This window comes from Pseudomonas grandcourensis (assembly GCF_039909015.1).
GTDB classification, from domain to species: Bacteria; Pseudomonadota; Gammaproteobacteria; order Pseudomonadales; family Pseudomonadaceae; genus Aquipseudomonas; species Aquipseudomonas grandcourensis.
The window spans coordinates 6,338,897-6,358,132 of the sequence record NZ_CP150919.1 but is presented as its reverse complement, the minus strand read 5'-3'; the positions used below and the strand labels follow the sequence as shown (position 1 = coordinate 6,358,132).

Annotated in this window: 17 protein-coding genes and 1 riboswitch; of the genes, 8 read left to right on the top strand and 9 right to left on the bottom strand. The window is 60.6% G+C overall.

All coding sequences use genetic code 11. The features are described 5' to 3' along the window. Positions 1-43 precede the first annotated feature (43 nt). The gene (locus tag AABM52_RS28605; RefSeq protein ID WP_347909551.1) at positions 44-1,450 is read right to left on the bottom strand and encodes an adenosylmethionine--8-amino-7-oxononanoate transaminase; all 1,407 of its coding nucleotides are present in this window, start codon (positions 1,448-1,450) and stop codon (positions 44-46) included. A 223-nt stretch (positions 1,451-1,673) separates the two neighbouring features. On the opposite strand from AABM52_RS28605, the gene AABM52_RS28600 reads away from it, so the two are divergent. The 3 genes from AABM52_RS28600 (at position 1,674) to AABM52_RS28590 (ending at position 4,853) form a co-directional block, all read left to right on the top strand. Beyond that, positions 1,674-3,410 (top strand): flavin monoamine oxidase family protein, encoded by a 1,737-nt coding sequence (locus tag AABM52_RS28600; RefSeq protein ID WP_347909550.1) that lies wholly within the window; start codon positions 1,674-1,676, stop codon positions 3,408-3,410. A gap of 265 nt (positions 3,411-3,675) precedes the next feature. After that, positions 3,676-4,227: a cytochrome b gene (locus AABM52_RS28595; protein WP_347909549.1), complete on the top strand. Its 552-nt coding sequence runs from the start codon at positions 3,676-3,678 to the stop codon at positions 4,225-4,227. 32 nt (positions 4,228-4,259) lie between these two features. Continuing rightward, the gene (locus tag AABM52_RS28590; RefSeq protein WP_150672064.1) at positions 4,260-4,853 is read left to right on the top strand and encodes a YceI family protein; all 594 of its coding nucleotides are present in this window, start codon (positions 4,260-4,262) and stop codon (positions 4,851-4,853) included. Positions 4,854-5,011: 158 nt separating this feature from the next. Here the strand turns inward: AABM52_RS28590 and AABM52_RS28585 are convergent, their stop codons facing one another. The 4 genes from AABM52_RS28585 to ahcY all read right to left on the bottom strand — a co-directional run bounded on the left by AABM52_RS28585 (position 5,012) and on the right by ahcY (position 10,560). After that, positions 5,012-6,880: a DEAD/DEAH box helicase gene (locus AABM52_RS28585; RefSeq protein WP_347909548.1), complete on the bottom strand. Its 1,869-nt coding sequence runs from the start codon at positions 6,878-6,880 to the stop codon at positions 5,012-5,014. A 223-nt stretch (positions 6,881-7,103) separates the two neighbouring features. Next, entirely contained in the window at positions 7,104-7,922 is an 819-nt protein-coding gene (locus tag AABM52_RS28580; protein ID WP_347909547.1) for a transporter substrate-binding domain-containing protein, read from the bottom strand. 193 nt (positions 7,923-8,115) lie between these two features. After that, positions 8,116-8,961, bottom strand: a complete 846-nt coding sequence (gene metF / locus AABM52_RS28575) for a methylenetetrahydrofolate reductase [NAD(P)H] (protein WP_056726523.1) — start codon at positions 8,959-8,961, stop codon at positions 8,116-8,118. Between the two features lie 189 nt (positions 8,962-9,150). Then, positions 9,151-10,560 carry an adenosylhomocysteinase gene (ahcY, locus tag AABM52_RS28570; protein ID WP_046039303.1) on the bottom strand — a complete coding sequence of 470 codons (1,410 nt, stop codon included), beginning with the start codon at positions 10,558-10,560 and terminating at the stop codon, positions 9,151-9,153. A 23-nt stretch (positions 10,561-10,583) separates the two neighbouring features. Then, positions 10,584-10,686, bottom strand: a riboswitch (S-adenosyl-L-homocysteine riboswitch). 198 nt (positions 10,687-10,884) lie between these two features. On the opposite strand from ahcY, the gene AABM52_RS28565 reads away from it, so the two are divergent. Both AABM52_RS28565 and AABM52_RS28560 read left to right on the top strand, forming a co-directional pair. After that, entirely contained in the window at positions 10,885-11,289 is a 405-nt protein-coding gene (locus tag AABM52_RS28565) for an acyl-CoA thioesterase (RefSeq protein ID WP_102699934.1), read from the top strand. A 172-nt stretch (positions 11,290-11,461) separates the two neighbouring features. After that, on the top strand, positions 11,462-12,358 hold the full coding sequence (locus AABM52_RS28560; RefSeq protein ID WP_347909546.1) for a formate/nitrite transporter family protein: 897 nt from the start codon (positions 11,462-11,464) through the stop codon (positions 12,356-12,358). 3 nt (positions 12,359-12,361) lie between these two features. Here the strand turns inward: AABM52_RS28560 and AABM52_RS28555 are convergent, their stop codons facing one another. After that, on the bottom strand, positions 12,362-13,531 hold the full coding sequence (locus AABM52_RS28555) for an MFS transporter (protein ID WP_347909545.1): 1,170 nt from the start codon (positions 13,529-13,531) through the stop codon (positions 12,362-12,364). A 218-nt stretch (positions 13,532-13,749) separates the two neighbouring features. Between AABM52_RS28555 and AABM52_RS28550 the strand changes: the two genes are divergently transcribed. Continuing rightward, positions 13,750-14,583, top strand: a complete 834-nt coding sequence (locus tag AABM52_RS28550; protein WP_057712956.1) for an EamA family transporter — start codon at positions 13,750-13,752, stop codon at positions 14,581-14,583. Between the two features lie 31 nt (positions 14,584-14,614). Further along, entirely contained in the window at positions 14,615-14,998 is a 384-nt protein-coding gene (locus AABM52_RS28545; protein WP_347909544.1) for an MAPEG family protein, read from the top strand. 90 nt (positions 14,999-15,088) lie between these two features. Here the strand turns inward: AABM52_RS28545 and AABM52_RS28540 are convergent, their stop codons facing one another. Beyond that, positions 15,089-16,261 (bottom strand): MltA domain-containing protein, encoded by a 1,173-nt coding sequence (locus AABM52_RS28540; protein WP_347909543.1) that lies wholly within the window; start codon positions 16,259-16,261, stop codon positions 15,089-15,091. A gap of 128 nt (positions 16,262-16,389) precedes the next feature. Here AABM52_RS28540 and AABM52_RS28535 point away from each other — a divergent pair, with 128 nt between their 5' ends. Next, positions 16,390-16,839 (top strand): cytochrome c, encoded by a 450-nt coding sequence (locus AABM52_RS28535; protein WP_347909542.1) that lies wholly within the window; start codon positions 16,390-16,392, stop codon positions 16,837-16,839. An 86-nt stretch (positions 16,840-16,925) separates the two neighbouring features. On the opposite strand, the gene AABM52_RS28530 is transcribed toward AABM52_RS28535, so the two are convergent. Both AABM52_RS28530 and ligB read right to left on the bottom strand, forming a co-directional pair. Then, positions 16,926-17,321 (bottom strand): DUF1090 domain-containing protein, encoded by a 396-nt coding sequence (locus tag AABM52_RS28530; RefSeq protein WP_347909541.1) that lies wholly within the window; start codon positions 17,319-17,321, stop codon positions 16,926-16,928. Positions 17,322-17,417: 96 nt separating this feature from the next. Then, positions 17,418-19,097: an NAD-dependent DNA ligase LigB gene (gene ligB / locus AABM52_RS28525; protein ID WP_347909540.1), complete on the bottom strand. Its 1,680-nt coding sequence runs from the start codon at positions 19,095-19,097 to the stop codon at positions 17,418-17,420. Between the last annotated feature and the right edge of the window lie 139 nt (positions 19,098-19,236).

The following is a 19,236-nucleotide window of genomic DNA, read 5'->3' as shown; positions in this document are numbered from 1 at the left end:
TTGGATCGGAATCGCATTTGTGGCGAGGGAACGGTATCGGGTATCAACCCGGATCACGGAACCCCGGGTGGAAGTCCTTCGGCACTGCCACGCTGACGCTGTCACGGGTTGCAATGTCGATCCCTTCGCTGGCCACTTCGGCAAGGAAGTCGATCTGCTCCGGGGTAATCACATACGGCGGCAGGAAATACACCACGCTGCCCAACGGACGTAGTAAAGCACCGCGCTCCAGGGCGTGCTGGAACACCTTCAGGCCGCGACGTTCCTGCCACGGATAAGCTTCCTTGCTGGCCTTGTCCTTGACCATCTCGATGGCCAGCACCATGCCGGTCTGGCGCACTTCGGACACGTTCGGGTGGTTGACCAGATGCGCCGTCGACGAAGCCATGCGCTGGGCCAGGGCCTTGTTGTTCTCGATGACGTTGTCTTCTTCGAAAATATCCAGGGTCGCCAGGGCCGCCGCGCACGCCAGCGGGTTGCCGGTGTAACTGTGGGAGTGCAGGAAGGCGCGCAGGGTCGGGTAGTCGTCGTAGAAGGCGCTGTAGACCTCATCGGTGGTCATGCACGCCGCCAGCGGCAGATAGCCACCGGTCAGGGCCTTGGACAGGCACAGGAAATCAGGGCGGATGCCGGCCTGTTCGCAGGCGAACATCGTCCCGGTGCGGCCGAAGCCGACGGCGATTTCGTCGTGGATCAGGTGCACGCCGTAGCGGTCACAGGCTTCTCGCAGCAGCTTGAGGTACACCGGGTGGTACATGCGCATGCCACCGGCGCCCTGGATCAGCGGCTCGACGATCACCGCCGCGACCGTGTCGTGGTTTTCGGCCAGGGTCTGCTCCATGGCGGCGAACATGTTGCGCGAGTGTTCTTCCCAGCTCATGCCGTCGGGGCGCAGGTAGCAGTCCGGGCTCGGCACCTTGATGGTGTCCATCAACAGCGCTTTGTAGGTCTCGGTGAACAGCGGCACGTCACCCACAGACATCGCCGCCATGGTTTCGCCGTGGTAGCTGTTGGTCAGGGTGACGAAGCGCTTCTTGTTCGGCTGATCGCGATTGAGCCAGTAGTGAAAGCTCATTTTCAGCGCGACTTCGATGCAGGACGACCCGTTATCGGCGTAGAAGCACCGGGTCAGGCCTTCCGGCGTCATCTTCACCAGGCGCTCGGACAACTCGATCACCGGTTGATGACTGAAGCCGGCAAGGATCACATGTTCGAGCTGGTCGACCTGGTCCTTGATGCGCTGGTTGATCCGCGGGTTGGCGTGGCCGAACACATTGACCCACCAGGAGCTGACCGCATCGAGGTAGCGCTTGCCTTCGAAGTCTTCCAGCCACACGCCTTCCCCACGCTTGATCGGGATCAGCGGCAGTTGTTCGTGATCTTTCATCTGGGTGCAGGGATGCCACAACACGGCGAGATCGCGTTGCATCCACTGATTATTCAGGCCCATTTTCACTCTCCTGGAGGCGGTCCGAGACAAGCGCGGACAAACAATCGCGCAAGCCTATGCAATGCGTGCCACGGGGACAACCCATTGTGTCGAATGAGCTACTTTGTACAGGCCGATAGACGTTGCTGGCGGGCGTCTGAAGGCTGACGTATCCTTCGCGGTTCTTGAGCCGTCTGGCTCGCAAAAACTGCTGTTTTCCTCGTGTGATTCCGGAGTTCGCTGAATGTCTGTCGGTTGGCTGCGCGCCTGTGCGCTGGTGATGTTGGGGCTGTTCAGCGTGTCTGCGCTGGCCAAGGATAAAACCGCGATCGTGATCGGCGGCGGCCTGTCGGGCCTGACTGCCGCGTATGAGCTGCAGAACAAGGGCTGGCAGGTCACCCTGCTGGAAGCCAAGTCGAGCCTGGGCGGTCGCTCCGGCATGGCCACCAGCGAGTGGATCGGCAACGACAAGGTCCAGCCGGTGCTGAACAAGTACGTATCGACCTTCAAGCTGAGCACCACGCCAGCCCCTGAGTTCGTGCGGACCCCAGGCTACCTGATCGATGGCGAGTATTTCTCCGCCGCCGACCTGGCGACCAAGCAGCCGGCCACCGCCGAGGCGCTCAAGCGTTTCGACAAGACCGTGGACGATCTGGCGCGCTCGATTGACGACCCGCAGAACCCGGCCGCCAACAACACGCTGCATGCGCTGGACCAGATGAACGTGTCGAGCTGGCTCGACAAGCAGAACCTGCCGGCCACCGCCCGCCAGTTGATCAACCAGCAGATCCGTACCCGCTACGACGAGCCTTCGCGCTTGTCGCTGCTGTACTTCGCGCAGCAGGGCCGCGTCTACCGTGGCGTCTCCGATCGTGACCTGCGTGCTTCGCGCCTGGTCGGTGGCAGCCCGGTGCTGGCCCAGGCCCTGGTCAAACAGCTGAAAACCATCAAGACCAGCTCCCCGGTCTCGTCGATCATTCAGGACAAGGACGGCGTGACCGTCAAAGTCGACAGTGTCGCTTATAAGGCTGACTACGTTGTATTGGCCGTGCCACTGCGCGCCCTGAACAAGATCCAGATGACCCCGGCGCTGGACGCCCAGCACATGGCGGCGATCAAGGGCACCAACTACGGCTGGCGCGATCAGATCATGCTGAAGTTCAAGACGCCGGTATGGGAGCCCAAGGCGCGCATGTCTGGCGAAATCTTCAGCAACACCGGCCTTGGCATGTTGTGGATCGAGCCTGCCCTGAAGGGTGGCGCCAACGTGGTGATCAACCTGTCCGGCGACAACGCGCGGGTGATGCAGGCATTCGGCGACAAGCAGATGGTCGATCAGGTGTTGATCCGTTTGCACGCGTTCTATCCACAGGCTCGCGGTTCGTTCACTGGTTATGAAATCCGTCGCTACAGCACCGACCCGTCGACTGGCGGCGCCTACCTGGCCTTCGGTCCGGGCCAGATCAGCAAGTTCTGGCGCCTGTGGGAACGCCCGATTCAGCGCGTAGCCTTCGCTGGCGAACACACCGACACCCTGTATCCAGGCACCCTGGAAGGCGCGCTGCGCACCGGTCAACGTGCAGCCAGCCAGGTTGAAGACCTGGCGGCGGGCAAGTCGTTCGAACCGGCGAAAGTGGGTCCGGCTGCCGCAGCGGCGGGCGCTGGTGCGGTGGTGGCGAAGAAAGGCAATTTCTTCAGCAACCTGTTCGGCGGCTCGGATGACGAGAAGAAGCCGGAGCCAGTCAAGGTACCTGAGCCGGTAGCACCTGCTCCTGCGCCAGCAGCCGCTCCGGCCGTTGCACCGGCTCCCGTCGAAGCACCGAAGCCAGCAACCCCGGTAAAAGCCGAGCCGGCCAAGAAGGCTCCGGCGAAACCGGCTGCCAAGACCGAGGCGAAAAAAGCCCCGGCCAAGGCACCGGCCAAGAAAACCGAACCGGCGAAGAAACCGGCTGCCACCCCGGCAACGGATACCAAGGCGTAATAAGCCCCGGGATCAAAAAAACGCGGCGTAAATGCCGCGTTTTTTTATGCCCGGAGAAATCCGGGCACACAATCGAATAAACCTTTGGTAAGAAGTGTTGTTGAATTGGGCTACATTTTTGTACACACATTGGCCTTTAATCTTTTCTTAACTCGCCTGTTTCAGACTCTTGATCGTATTTCTCGATATTTCAAAGCAAAATTTTCCGCTTTAATTCGATAGATAACTCGATAGTCTTGGGCCAGCACTTACAGGGATCTAGGCAATGCAGCTACGTAACTCTACCTCCCGCTACGGCTGGGTCAGCATCTTCATGCACTGGGGCGTGGCACTGGCCGTGTTCGGTTTATTCGCCCTCGGGCTGTGGATGGTCGGCCTCGGCTATTACGACCCGTGGCGCAAGTCGGGGCCGGATCTGCACAAGAGCATTGGCTTGATCCTGCTAGGGGTCATGGTATTGCGCGTGTTGTGGCGCTTCATCAGCCCGCCGCCGCCCACCCTGGCCAGTTACAGCCGCATGACGCGTCTGGGTGCCATGCTCGGCCATGCCTTTCTGTATCTCTGTCTGTTCGCTGTGATGATTGCCGGTTACCTGATTTCCACCGCAGAAGGTGCCGGGATTCCGGTGTTTGACTGGTTTGAAGTGCCTGCCCTGGTTTCCGGACTGCCGGACCAGGCAGATAACGCCGGTGCGATTCACCTCTACCTGGCGTGGGTGCTGGTAATTTTTTCCGGCCTCCATGCGTTGGCAGCATTGAAGCACCACTTTATCGACCGTGATGTGACCCTCAAGCGAATGCTGGGTCGCAAAGCCTGAAGTTCAACCTCGACTCCCAAGGAAAACAAAGCATGTTGAAAAAGACTCTCGCCGCTCTGGCAATCGGTTCTGCTGTTCTGTCTGCCAATGTGATGGCGGCTGACTACACCGTCGACAAGGAAGGCCAGCACGCCTTCGTCAACTTCAAGATCAGCCACCTGGGCTACAGCTACATCACCGGTACCTTCAAGGACCTTGACGGCAAGTTCAGCTTCGACGCTGCCAAGCCTGAAGACAGCAAGATCGAGTTCAACGTGAACACCGCCAGCGTCTTCACCAACAACGCTGAACGTGACAAGCACATCTCCAGCAAAGACTTCCTGAAAGTGGCTGATTTCCCCAAGGCTACTTTCAAGTCCACCAGCGTTAAATCCACTGGCAAAAACGCCGCTGGCAAAGACACTGCTGACGTGAGCGGCGACCTGACGATTGCCGGCGTTACCAAGCCAGTCGTGGTCAAGGCCACTTTCCTGGGTGAAGGCAAGGATCCATGGGGCGGCTACCGTGCAGGCTTCGAGGGTACTACCAGCATCAAGCGTTCCGATTTCGGCAAGATGATGGACCTGGGTCCACAGTCCGACGCAGTTGATCTGTACGTCACGTTTGAAGGTGTTAAAGCGAAATAACTTTCGCTCTGACACAAAAGCGCCCCTGATCGAAAGATCAGGGGCGTTTTTTATTGGCGTACGTAATCTGCCAGGCAATGCAAACCCACAGGTAATTGGTCAGCCATAAAAAATGCCCCGGCTCTTTCGAACCGGGGCATTTTCATTTCAGCGATAACTCAGCGATTGCGGGTCAGCAGCGCTGGTTTCTCACCACGAGGACGGCTTGGCAGTTGATCCAGCTGCTCTGGTGTCGGGAAGCGGTCAGCCTTCGACTCCTTGTGCATGATCTTCGGCGCGGGACCGCGCGGGTTCTGTACGGCTGGCTCCGAACGCGGCTGGTCGTCACGGGCCGGGCGGCGATCGCGCGAGTCTTCGCGGCGGGCCTGGCCGTCGCGCGGTGCGCCACTGCGAGGACCGCTACGCTTGGCCGGTGGGGTGCCGGTGCTGGCGCCATCGCTGTTGCGCGGACCGTTCTGGCGACCTTGTGGTTTGCCGGAACGTGGAGCGCCCGAACCTGCCGCAGTGCCTTGTGCCGGAGCACCCGGACGGCGACCGCGGCCTTGAGCAGGTTTCTGCTGCGGTACGTAGTCGACGCGGTTACCGAAGTTATCGATATCGTCATCCAGGAACTCGTCCGGGGCACGATCAGAGGCGGCACGAGGAGGCTGCGACGGGCGCTGTTCGCGAGCCGGAGTGCCTTCACGTGGCTTCTGCTGACGGGCAGGGCGCTCGCCGCGTTCGCCGGCCGGTTTTTCCTTGCCCTTGTCCTTGCCTTTGTCCTTGCGACCGCCGCCGCCACCGCTGCCGTTCGGACCGTCGCCGCGCGGGCCACGTGGATTGCGTGGGTTACGCATGTCCGGACGCTCGCGCACTTCAGGTTTCTCGGCTTCCACGGCGCTGGCATCGAAGCCCATCAGGTCGCCGTCGGCGATTTTCTGCCTGGTCATGCGCTCGATGCTTTTCAGCAGTTTTTCTTCGTCCGGGGCGACCAGCGAAATCGCCTCGCCCGAACGACCGGCACGGCCGGTACGGCCGATGCGGTGCACGTAGTCTTCATCGACGTTCGGCAGTTCGAAGTTGACCACGTGAGGCAACTGGTCGATGTCCAGACCGCGAGCGGCGATGTCGGTGGCGACCAGGATGCGCACTTCACCGGCCTTGAAGTCGGCCAGGGCTTTGGTGCGGGCGTTCTGGCTCTTGTTGCCGTGAATCGCGACGGCGCTCAGGCCATGCTTGTCCAGGTACTCGGCCAGGCGGTTGGCGCCGTGCTTGGTGCGGGTGAACACCAACACTTGTTCCCAGGCACCGGCGGTGATCAGGTGCGCCAGCAGCGAACGCTTGTGGCTGGCCGGCAGGCGGAATACGCGCTGTTCGATACGCTCGACCGTGGTGTTCGGCGGCGTGACTTCGATGCGTTCCGGATTGTGCAGCAGCTTGCCGGCGAGGTCGGTGATGTCCTTGGAGAAGGTCGCCGAGAACAGCAGGTTCTGGCGTTTGGCCGGCAGACGGGCCAGGACCTTTTTCACGTCATGGACGAAGCCCATGTCGAGCATGCGGTCGGCTTCGTCCAGCACGAGGATTTCCACGTGGGACAGATCGACGCTGCCTTGGCCGGCCAGGTCGAGCAGGCGGCCAGGGCAGGCCACCAGCACGTCTACGCCACGGGACATGGCCTGAACCTGCGGGTTCATGCCGACACCGCCGAAGATGCAGGCGCTGACGAACTTCAGGTCACGGGCATAGACCTTGAAGCTTTCATGCACTTGGGCTGCGAGTTCGCGAGTCGGGGTCAGGACCAGTACGCGCGGTTGGCGCGGGCCGTGACGCTGGGATTTGTCCGGGTGACCATTGGGGAACAGCCGCTCCAGGATCGGAAGGGCGAAACCGCCGGTTTTACCAGTACCTGTCTGTGCCGCGACCATCAGGTCGCGACCTTGCAACACGGCGGGAATGGCCCGCTGTTGCACCGGAGTAGGCTCGGTATAGCCCGCTGCCTCGATGGCGCGGACTAAAGCCTCGGAGAGACCGAGGGAAGCAAAGGACATGAGTAATCCTGTTTTAAGTTAGGGCTTGGCCCAATGGGAGTCTTGCCTGGCGCGAATGGCGTTTAAGAGGACGCAATCCCGTCCGGTCCTGCTGGGTCTCGAAGGCTCGTCTGCAAGCGCTCGCGCGGGCTGAAAGCTGCGCAGTAGCGGGGTTGAGATGCCTTTAACGATTCCGAGCGTCCGGGCGTGAGCCTGGCGGGAAGGCCGGAGTATAACAGAGCTATCACTGCGCGCCGCTTTCCTGCTGCTCAACGGTTTTTTCCGTGGCAACCGTGGTTTTTTCAGTCTTCACGCTGGCTGCCGGTTCCGCGCCGTAGCGGGCACTCAGTTCAGCGTAGGCGGGCTCGCGTTTGAAACGCTTGAGTTCGGCGCCGAAACGCTGCACCAGCAGATCCATGCCCGCATTGCGCCGCACCGCGAGAAACTGGCTTTGTTGGCTGATGATCGTGGGGTTTTCGGTGATCTTGTCGCGGATGCCCAGTTCGTCGAGCAAATGCTGGCCGACGCGGCGATCGGTAATCAGCAGGTCAATCCGCCCGCGTACCAGTTTGCCGAAGTTGGCTTCATGGGTGGGGGCCGGCTCGCGGGTGAACAGCGTCGAATCGCTGAAATCCTTGCTGTACAGGTAACCCGGCGAGGTGCCGATGGTCAGGCCTTGCAAGTCATCGAGGGTGCGAAACGGATGGGGTCGTTCATTGGCGTAGAACATCACGAACTGGACTTCCGAGAGCGGTTCGCTGGGGTAGAGCAGGGTCGCATCGCGTTCGTCGCTGTGAAAGATGTCCAGCGCGCCGTCGGCCTGGCCTGACTCCAGCATCGACAGGCAGCGTTTCCATGGCAGGAATTGCCACTCCACTTCGATGCCCAGGCGCTTGAAGACAATGGCAGTGGTTTCGTAGTCCAGGCCCAGGGATCTGCCGTTGTTGTCTTCGTATACGTAGGGTGCCCACGGTTCCGTGACAATGCGCAGCTTCTCGCCCCGGGCGGTGAGGCTCAGGCAAGTGAAGACAAGCACGGCGATTAACTGCGTGATCAAAGGCATGGGCTTGAGATTACGACGAGAAACCGGAAAGAGCCAGAAACTGACCGCAGATGCTCTAACTCCGTGGATTGCCGCACATTAATAGTGCGTTGAAAGCAAAAGATCGCAGCGTGCGACAGTTCCTGCAGGGAATACACATTTCTCTGTAGGAGCTGTCGCAGGCTGCGATCTTTTAATCGTGCTTTAACGACGTTTAACGCGGCAACTTCAGGTTGTTCCACACCGCCAGGCTCGCTTCAGCCTGGTTCAGGGTGTAGAAGTGCAGCCCTGGAGCGCCACCCTGCAGCAGTTGTTCGCACATTTCGGTGATGACCTGTTCGCCAAAGCGCTGAATGCTCTGGGTGTCGTCGCCGTAGGCTTCCAGTTGCTTGCGGATCCAGCGCGGGATTTCCGCACCGCAGGCATCGGAGAAGCGCGCCAGCTTGCTGTAGTTGGTGATCGGCATGATGCCCGGCACGATCGGAATGTTCACGCCCAGCGCCCGCACGCGTTCCACGAAGTAGAAGTAGCAGTCGGCGTTGAAGAAATACTGGGTGATCGCACTGTCGGCGCCAGCCTTGGCCTTGCGCACGAAGTTGGCAACATCGTCTTCGAAATTGCGCGCTTGCGGATGCATTTCCGGGTAAGCGGCGACTTCGATGTGGAAATGATCACCGGTTTCTTCACGAATGAATTCAACCAGATCATTGGCGTGGCGCATTTCACCGCTGGCCATGCCCATGCCCGAAGGCAGGTCACCGCGCAGGGCGACGATACGCTTGATGCCGGCGGCCTTGTACTGGGCCAGCAGGCCGCGCAGGTCAGCTTTGCTATCTCCCACGCAGGACAGGTGCGGGGCGGCAGGGATTTTGACTTCGCTTTCGAGCTGCAACACGGTGTTCAGCGTGCGATCACGGGTCGAACCGCCGGCGCCGTAGGTGCAGGAGAAGAAGTCAGGGTTGTAGGCGGCCAGCTGGCGAGCAGTGGCGAGCAGCTTTTCTTGCCCGGCATCGGTCTTCGTAGGGAAGAACTCGAAGCTGTAGCGACGATCTTGGGACATGGAGGTGACCTCCAGTTACAGGCAACAAGCTGCAAGCTGCAAGAGACGCGGAGGTGCGCTTGTCTCTTGGGCCTGGAGCCTGCTGCCTGAAACTGATTTGGCAAAATTGGGCGAAGCTTTAAGCGTCGTGCGGCAAATTCGGCTTATGGCCTTTGTTTGCCGCTTGAAGCTCACAACTCGCAGCTGCTCTTAGTAGCGGTAAGCGTGCGGCTTGAACGGGCCTTCGACGGTCACGCCGATGTAGTCGGCCTGGGTCTTGGTCAGTTGAGTCACGACGCCGCCGAAGCCGCGGACCATTTCCAGGGCCACTTCTTCGTCGAGTTTCTTCGGCAGTACTTCAACGGTCAGGCGCTCGGCTTTCTTGGCTGGCGACAGGTCGGCGTACTTCTGGCCGAACAGGAAGATCTGCGCCAGAACCTGGTTGGCGAACGAACCGTCCATGATGCGGCTCGGGTGGCCGGTGGCGTTGCCCAGGTTAACCAGACGGCCTTCGGCCAGCAGGATCAGGTAGTCGTCGTTCTGTGGGTCGAAATCGCCAGCGCCGGTACGATGGATCTTGTGAACCTGCGGCTTCACTTCTTCCCATGCCCAGTTCTTGCGCATGAAAGCGGTGTCGATTTCGTTGTCGAAGTGACCGATGTTGCAGACAACGGCACGCTTCTTCAGAGCCTTGAGCATGTTTGCGTCGCAAACATTGACGTTACCGGTGGTGGTCACGATCAGGTCGATTTTGCCCAGCAGTGCCTTGTCGATGCTCGCTTCGGTACCGGTGTTGATACCGTCGATGAACGGCGAAACCAGTTCGAAACCGTCCATGCAGGCTTGCATGGCGCAGATCGGGTCGACTTCGGAGACTTTGACGATCATGCCTTCCTGACGCAGGGACTGGGCGGAACCCTTGCCCACGTCGCCGTAGCCGATGACCAGCGCTTGCTTGCCGGACAGCAGGTGGTCGGTACCGCGCTTGATCGCATCGTTCAGGCTGTGACGGCAGCCGTACTTGTTGTCGTTCTTGCTCTTGGTCACCGAGTCGTTGACGTTGATGGCCGGGATTTTCAGCTCGCCCTTGGCCAGCATGTCCAGCAGGCGGTGAACGCCGGTGGTGGTTTCTTCGGTCACGCCGTGGACGCGGTCCAGAACGGCTGGGTATTTCTTGTGCAGCAACTCGGTCAGGTCGCCGCCGTCGTCGAGGATCATGTTGGCATCCCAAGGCGCGCCATCTTTCAGGATGGTCTGCTCCAGGCACCACTCGTACTCTTGCTCGGTCTCGCCTTTCCAGGCAAAAACCGGGATGCCGGCAGCGGCGATGGAGGCGGCGGCCTGATCCTGAGTCGAGAAAATGTTGCAGGACGACCAGCGCACTTCGGCACCCAGGGCAACCAGGGTTTCGATCAGCACGGCAGTCTGAATGGTCATGTGGATGCAGCCGAGGATCTTCGCGCCCTTGAGTGGTTGCTCTTCGGAGTACTTGCGACGCAGACCCATCAGGGCTGGCATTTCGGACTCAGCGATGATGGTTTCGCGACGGCCCCAGGCAGCCAGGGACATGTCGGCGACTTTGTAGTCGGTAAAATCTGCAGGCGTGTTGACAGCGCTCATGAAGAGCCTCCATTCGTAATGTATGCGAATGGGCGCCGTTGTGCGTTTAGTGTCCAGCCAGTGAAGGCCAGGCAACGCCCCATCCGAGCCTGACAGGTCGAACCTGCTGCAGCGCCCCTCGGACAGGTGGCGGGAAAACGGTAACAATTGAAGATGACCGTTTTGAAACGGTGGCGATTATAGCGGGCTATGCCGATCTTCCAAAGCGTTTCTGTCGGTCAATGTCCGAACGGTAATCGAGACCATAGACGATGCTCAATAGAGCTCTGGGTCGGGCTCTGCCATGATGGTCAGCATCATTCGGCAAGACGCTCAGGAGTGAACATGAATTTCCACACCCGCAAATGGGTAAAACCCGAAGACCTCAACCCCAACGGCACGTTGTTCGGCGGCAGCCTGCTGCGCTGGATCGACGAAGAGGCGGCGATCTACGCCATCGTTCAGTTGGGCAACCAGCGTGTGGTCACCAAGTACATTTCCGAAATCAACTTCGTCAGCGCTTCGCGCCAGGGCGACATCATCGAACTGGGCATCACGGCGACCGAATTCGGCCGCACTTCGATCACCCTGACGTGTGAAGTGCGCAACAAGATCACCCGCAAGAGCATCCTCACCGTCGAAAAAATGGTGTTCGTGAACCTCGGTGAAGACGGCTTGCCGGCGCCTCACGGCCGGACTGAAATCAAGTACGTCAAAGACCAGTTCCAGGATGATGACGCCGGCTCGTAATGCGAGCCCCGTAGGAGCTGCCGCAGGCTGCGATCCTTTGATCTTGATTTTAAACAGTCAGTGATGACGCCAGGATCAAAGTCAAAAAATCGCAGCCTTCGGCAGCTCCTACCGAACGTAACTTGATCGGCGCAGGTCGTAGCTAAATAGCCCGCCACCGGTTGCGCATCCCATGAACTCGGCACAAGACGGCAAGACCCCGAACCTTTCGGCGCAAGAAGAGCACGAAGTCGAAAAGAGTCAGCCGCCCCGTGCCGCGGTGCTGCACGAGATCATCCGTACCCAGGGCGATCAGGAGCTGGACCGCAGCATTGGCGCGTTGTGGTGGTCGGCGCTGGCGGCGGGGTTGACCATGGGCCTGTCGCTGATGGGCGTGGGGTTGCTCAATTCGCGCCTGCCGGATGGCGAGGGGTTCAAGGTGATCGCGAGTTTCGGTTATTGCGCCGGTTTTCTCGCGGTGATCCTCGCCCGTCAGCAACTGTTCACCGAAAACACCCTGACCGCCGTGCTGCCGGTGATGACCAAACCGACGCTGGCCAACTTCGGCCGGCTGCTACGGCTGTGGACGGTGGTGCTGGTCGGCAACCTCTGTGGCACCTTGCTGGTGGCGTACGTGATGCTGGAGCTGCCGATATTCGACAGCAAGACCGATGTCGCCTTCCTCGATATCGGCCGCAAGGTCATGGAAAACCACGCCAGCCAGATGTTCGCCAAGGGCATCATTTCCGGATGGATGATCGCCACCATGGTCTGGATGATCCCGTCCATGGAGAGCGCCAAGATGTGGATCATCATCCTCATCACCTACCTCATGGCGCTGGGGGATTTCACCCACATCGTGGTCGGTTCGCTGGAGGTTTCGTATCTGGTGTTTGCCGGCGAGTTGCCGTGGCGTGATTTCTGGCTGGTGTTCGCCGGGCCGACGCTGGCGGGGAACATCATCGGTGGCAGTTTTATTTTCGCGCTGATCAGCCATGCACAGATTCGCAGCGAAAGCGGGATGCCGAAGCAATCGGCGGATCAGAGCGAGGCGCCCGATCCGCAGCAGATCAAAAAACCATCCAGGTGATGTTCAGCCCGCCACATCGAGTGCAACCGCTCCACGACGCTGGCGATAGATGAAGAACAGTGCAGTCACCACAGTCAGTCCGCTGACCAGCGCGCCGGTCCAGGGCAGGTCCGCCAGATCGGCGCCGCTGGCCACCACCAGCCCGCCGATCCAGGCGCCGGCCGCGTTGCCCAGGTTGAAGGCGCTCTGGTTCAGGGTCGAACCCAGGTTCGGTGCCTCGTGGGCCTGATCGATGATCAGCAGTTGCAGGATCGGGCACAGGGCGAAGGCAAACGTCCCCCACAACACCAGTGTGATGGCTGCCGGGATCACCGAATGGCTGGTTTGCGTGAACGCCGCCAGCACCACCAGCACCGCCAGCGCCATGCCCACCAGCGAAGGCAGCAAGCGGCTGTCCGCCAGACGACCACCGAGCATGCTGCCGGCGGTCAAGCCCACGCCGAACAACAGCAGCATGAGGGTGACGCCGTGGGGGCTGACGCCGGTGATGTCCTGCAGGATCGGCGCGATGTAGGTGAACACACTGAACAGGCTGGTCGAGGCCAGTACACTCATGCCCAGGGCCAGCAGTACATTGGCCTTGCCCAGCACCTTGAACTCGCTGGCCAGGTTGGCTTTATCCATCGCGATGTTTTTCGGCAGCCAGACCCATTGCGCAATCGCCGCCAGAACCCCTATCACCGACACCGCCCAGAAGGTCGAGCGCCAGCCCGCGTATTGCCCGAGTGCTGTGCCCAGCGGCACGCCGAGCACGTTGGCCAGGGTCAGGCCGGTGAACATCATGGCAATCGCCTGAGCCCGCTTGTTGGGGGCTACCAGCCCGGCAGCCACCACCGAACCGATGCCGAAAAATGCGCCGTGGCACAGCGCCGTGATCACGCGCGCGGCCATCAGCGTGGCGTAGTTCGGCGCCAGCGCGCAGAGCATGTTGCCGAGGATGAACATCAGCGTCATGCCTAGCAGCGTGGCCTTGCGCGGCATGTTGGCGGTGCCGACCGCGAGGATCGGTGCACCGAACACCACGCCCAGGGCGTAGCCGGTGATCAGCAATCCGGCATCGGGAATGCTCACGCTGAGGTCGCGGGCGACATCGGGCAAAAGACCCATGATGACGAATTCGGTTGTGCCGATGCCGAAGGCGGCAACAGCGAGGGCAAGCAAAGCGAGTGGCATGCGCAAGGTCTCTGTCGGTAGTCTTGACGCTGTGATCAGGCATACGCAGGCCGACGACCGTTCTCGACGAGAGCGGGACGGGAGGAATTTTTATTGGAATTAGTCTGTGCGCAACTGAGTGTGGCGTGGTCGTTTGCAGTATAAACAGCCACTGAAATATGGCGAATCAATTCTCTGCGCCCCTACAAAGATCGTGGAGACAACAAAGGGAGTAGGCCGTGCTTGCGACGGCGTTGGTGTTGGTGGCGGCGCTGTTGCATGCGGCGTGGAATACCCTGATCAAGTTCAGTGCGGAGCGACTGTTGGTGGTGGCCTGCATGGACAGCGTGGCGCTGCTCTTTGTCGTGCTGATGCTGCCGTTCCTGAGCGTGCCGCCGCTGGAGATCTGGCCGTGGATCCTGGCGTCGGCGGCGTTCGAGTTGCTCTATCGCTATTTGCTGATCCAGGCCTATCGGGTCGGCGACCTCGGGCTGGTCTATCCATTGATGCGCGGCCTGTCACCGTTGGTGGTGCTGGCGCTGACGCTGATCTTTGCCGGGGAAGTGCTGACCCATCAGCAGATATTCGGCATCCTGCTGATCCCGTTCGGCATGCTGTGCCTGCTCTGGCAGGGCGGAGGTGGAGCGCGTTTGCCGTGGTCGATGTTGCCGGTGGTGGCGCTGATCGGCCTGTGCATCGGTTGCTACACCTACATCGACGGGCAGGCATTGCGGCGCTGGTCCCATCCACTGGATTACCTGGTCTGGGTCACCTTGCTCAGCGCCTGGCCGTTTCCGCTGTTGGCGTTGGTGCGCAAACGACCCGCGTTCATGTTGTTCTGGCGCGAGCAGTGGCGACTGGGCCTGGCCGTCGGGTTTTGCGTGTTGTTCAGCTACGCTCTGGTGCTGTGGGCGATGCAACTGGGTTCGATTGCCGAGGCGGCGGCGCTGCGCGAGATCAGTGTGATCCTGGTGGTGCTGTTCGGTATGCGTTACCTCAAAGAACCTTTTGGCGGGCCGCGCCTCTTGGCCTGTGGGCTGGTGCTGATCGGTATATTGGTCATGAAATTTTGACTGTTCTGAAACGTGAAAAAGGGACTGCTTTATGACGGTTGCTCTGTGGTGCATTTTGATTGCGATTTTCCTGCCGTATCTGTGCACGGGTGTCGCGAAGGTCAGTGGCGGGTACAGTCTGAAAGACAATCATGATCCACGAGGGTTTCTCGATTCCCTGGAGGGTTTGGCCAAGCGGGCGAACGCGGCGCAGCTGAACAGTTTTGAAGTGACGCCGGCATTTGCTGCCGCGGTGATCGTGGCGCACCTGGCGGGCAACGCCGAATTGGTGACAATCAATGTATTGTCCGTGTTGTTCATCACCAGCCGTCTGCTCTACATCATTTTCTATCTGACGGACCTGGCGACGCTAAGGTCGTTGATGTGGTTCGTGGGGATGGGGTTGATCGTGAGTTTCTTTGTGTTGTCGGTTTAAAGGCAAGATCAAAGGATCGCAGGCTTCGCCAGCTCCTACCGGGTGTCGAGTGTGCCTGTAGGGGCTGGCGAAGCCTGCGATCTTTTGACGTTAAAGTTTGTCCGCCACCTGCGGCACTTGTGGCAACGTCGCACCTTTGGGCCAGAGCATCCAGATCTGTCCCTGCTGTTTCATGTCCCCGGCCAGTTGCCCGGCCGCATCGCCGGTACCCCAGAACAGATCCGCCCGGACCTCGCCGGCAATGGCGCCGCCGGTGTCCTGTGCTGCCACGGGGCGTACCAGGGCCGTGCCGTCCGGTTTGGTGGTGGACAGCCACAACAGACTGCCCAGCGGAATCACCTTGCGATCCACCGCCGCGCTGTAACCGGCGGTCAACGGTACGTTCAGCGAGCCGCGCGGACCTTCGTTGCTGTCCGGGTTGCGGGTGAAGAACACGTAGCTGGGGTTGCTGCCGAGCAGTTCAGGAATCCGCGACGGATTGGCTTTGGCCCAGGTGCTGATGGCGCCCATGGTCACGTCTTCTTTTTTCAACTCGCCCTGTTCCACCAGCCAGCGGCCGATCGGTCGATACGGATGGCCGTTCTGATCGGCGTAAGCGATGCGCAGCTGGCGACCATTGTCGAGCTGGATACGACCCGAACCCTGGATTTGCAGGAACTGCAGGTTCATCGGATCGGTCAGCCAGGCCACGACCGGCGCCTTGACTCCTTTGGTTTCGATGGTTGCTGCATCGTCGTACGGCTTGAGCACGCGACCTTCGAGTCGCCCGCGCAGGCGCTTGCCCTTGAGTTCAGGGTAAATACTGTCGAGGGCGACGATGATCATGTCTTCGGGGACGCCATAGACCGGGACATTGGCAGTGCCGGTCTGGGTCAGACTCCCGGGATACACCGGTTCGTAGTAGCCGGTAATCAGGCCGTTGGGGTTGTCGTTGGCGGCCCGCAGGCCATAGACATCGAGGTTCTGTTTGAGAAAACCGCGAATGTCGCTGGCGGTTTGCGGCACGTTGGCAGCTGAGGCACAGGTGCCACCCCAGACCGGGTCGGCCTTGAGTCGGGTGCAGGCGCTACGCCAGGAACCGAAACCGGCGACCAGGTCGCTGTCGGACACCGCCGGTAGCGCTTCCCATGTGGCGCTGGAGTAGGTGGCCAGGGCGTGGGTTTTCGGTTGTTGTTTGTCGCCACCGGTGCAGCCTGCGAGCAGGGCCACCATCGGCAGGGTCCAGGCCAGGCTGTGACGCCAGGCCTTGAAACGGCTGTTCATGGAGTGATTCCTTTGCCGGTTGCCTGAGAACTCCATGTACTCAAGCAACCCTTGTTGATAATAGGGCTATTGGTCTTTGCCGATGACGCGAGGATACTGGCCGCCGTTTCCCGTGACCTGAAGCCACCATGACTCTTAAAAGACTTTCTGTTGTATTGCTGGCCTGCCTGACGTTGTCCGCTTGTGGCGGTGTCGACCCCAACTCGCCGCTCGGCCAGCGCAAGGCCATTTTCAAGCAGATGCTCAAGACTGGCGAAGACCTGGGCGGCATGTTGCGTGGACGCATTGCGTTCGATGGCCCGAAGTTCGCCGAGGGCGCGGTGAAGCTCGATGCGTTGTCCCGTGAGCCGTGGCAGCATTTCCCGCAAGTGCGCGAAGAAGAACACACCAGCGCCAAGAGCGATGTCTGGGAGCAGCAGACACGCTTTCAGGCAATGGCCCGCGATCTTGAAAGCGCCACCGGTGAATTGGTGATCGCCAGTCAGGTTCAACCCTACAAGGCCAGCAACCTGGGGCCGGCGGTGCAGAAAGTCGAAGATGCTTGCAGTGCTTGTCATAAGGCGTTTCGGGATCATTGACCCAGCGGTGCCCGGTCTGGCTTCTTCGCGAGCAGGCTCGCGAAGACTGCTTCGGCAACACCGAAATCTTTGTTCGTTATCCGTTCTTATTTATCCAGCTCATCCAGTGCGTTCTGCAATTCCTTGCGGGCATCGGCGAGTTTGTCTTTGCGCTTGTTGATCCTGTCGGGGTCGCCTTTGCTCATGGCCTTGTCGAGGTCCGCCTGACGCTTGCTGACTTCGTGCTTGGCGTCGAGCACCTTGTTTTCCCGTTCCTTCTTCAGCGAGGCGTCGGTACAGTTCGCTTCGACTTCGCTCAGGGCTTTTTCCAGGCCAGCCTGCTGGTCGGCGTTGCCGTGGACCTTTGCCAATTCGATCTGGTTGACGATACCTTGCTTCTTGGCGGCGCAACCGGTCAGCCCCGGTGCTTCCTCGTCCGCCATCAACGGGGTGGCCAGCACGCTGCAAAGGGTCAACAGGGCGAGCGGTGAAAGAAATTTCATAAAAGCTCCATGTAGGAATGCAAGCAGGCCGGTGTGGCAATGGCTTGTTGGAGCCCAGCGGTCCCCTGGGGTTCCCGGTGGGCGCAGGGCAGGCAGCTAAAAGCCGTCAATCCCCGCATCACGTAACGTTTCACTCAAGGCCAGGACCTGCGGGTCGCGGAAAAAAGCGCTCAGTTGCGCCGCACGCCCTGGCCCGATACCGGCCTCGGCCCGCCAATGTTCGATGTCACGTTGCGCCAGTACCTGCCATGAGTCGCCGAGATGCGCCTGGCCTGTCGGCGGTAGTCCCAAGGCTTTGAGCCAGTGCGCGAACGTGCGTTGCCGGGCCAGGTTGAAGCCGTCTGCAATACGAGCCGCACTGCGCTCGCCGAAACCGTCAATGGTAGCAAGCTCTTGGGCATCGAGGGTCAACCAATCCAGCAGACCGTTCAGGCGACCTGTTGCAAGAAGTTTTTCCCAGGTCCCCGGACCTGTATTGGGCAGCGCCAGACCCTGTTTGCTGCTGAGCCAGGTCAGACGTGCGAGAAACTGACTCTCGCAGCCCGGAGTCGGTTGCCAGCAACTTAATAGATGAAAGTGCTCTGCCAGCGGTACCTTCAATTCGGCGCGCTCGCTGCTGCGCAATACAACGCTATCGAGCCTGGGAATGGTCAGCCCGGCCAGGCTGATGGCGACCTGATCACCCGGGCGGATGTCCAGTGCCTGCCAGCGTTGCAACGAACCGACGCTGACGTGTTTGATCTGCCGGTCATCCAGCTTCACCGGGGTCAATTCAAGTACCGGAGTGATCCGCCCGGTCCGACCGATTTTGAAGTGGACCTGGCGGACTTCGGCCAGTGCCTGGGCGAAGGGGTATTTCCAGGCGATGGCCCAGTAGGGTGACCTGGCCTGCCAGCGTTCGGCGGCTGGGCGCTGGTTTTGGCGCAGGACCACACCATCGCTGGCAAATGGCAGGGGGGTGCTATACCAGTGCTCGCGCCAGCGCTCGGCATCGACGACGGAGGCAATGGGCTGGCTGTATGCCGTGGTGCTTGAGAAGCCTAGCGCAGTCAGCGCGGCGGCACGCGCGGGCACGCTCGCCGGCCCTTGGGGCCAGTCCCAGACAAACAGGCCGATGTTGGCGGCCTGTTCGGCGCTCAAGACCTTGCGCGCCATCAGGCCGGCCACCGAGCCACGAGCATTGAGGCTACCGGCCCGGGCCTGCACATGATCGGTCAGGCGCCAATACAGTTCGCCTTGCACGATCAGGTCTCGGGCCTGCGATAGCCGTTGCGGGATGGCCTGAATCTGCCTTGCCGGAACCGTCCAGTCCTGACCGCTCTCGCCGTCGCCGCGACTGATTGCCTGAACCAGCAGGCCATTGCGGTAAACCAGGGTTACCGCCACGCCATCGATTTTAGGCTGGATCCAGACGTCCACCCGGTCACGCAGCCAGTTTTCCACGCCGGGCCGATCGTGCAGTTTGCCCAGGCCAGTGTGGGCGATGGGGTGGGGCAGGGTGCCGCGTGCAGTGCGCAAGGGGTCTGCGGACGGGCTCAGGTTGAAGCAGTGGCGCCATTGGGTGAGTCGCGCGCGGGACTGGTCGTAGAGTTCATCGGCGACCAGTGAGCGTCCCTGGCGGTGATAGCTGTCGTCCCATAGGTCGACTTGCTGTTGCAGTTTGTTGACTTCAATCAGGGCGCGTTCGGGTGGCCAGTCCGGGCACTCGGCGGCATTGGCGGTCAGGTGGGCAAAGATCAGTAGAGCGGCAAAAAACAGGCGCAGGTCGGGAAGCATCTTGAGCGTCCTTGCTCGGTGAGGTGCGTGAAGGCTAGGTCAGTATCAGTTGGTGCAGCGAGGGGGTGTTTTGCCGGGTATTTCCGGTGTCTGTGCTGGCCTCTTCGCGAGCTTGCTCGCGAAGGTGACTACGCGGTCT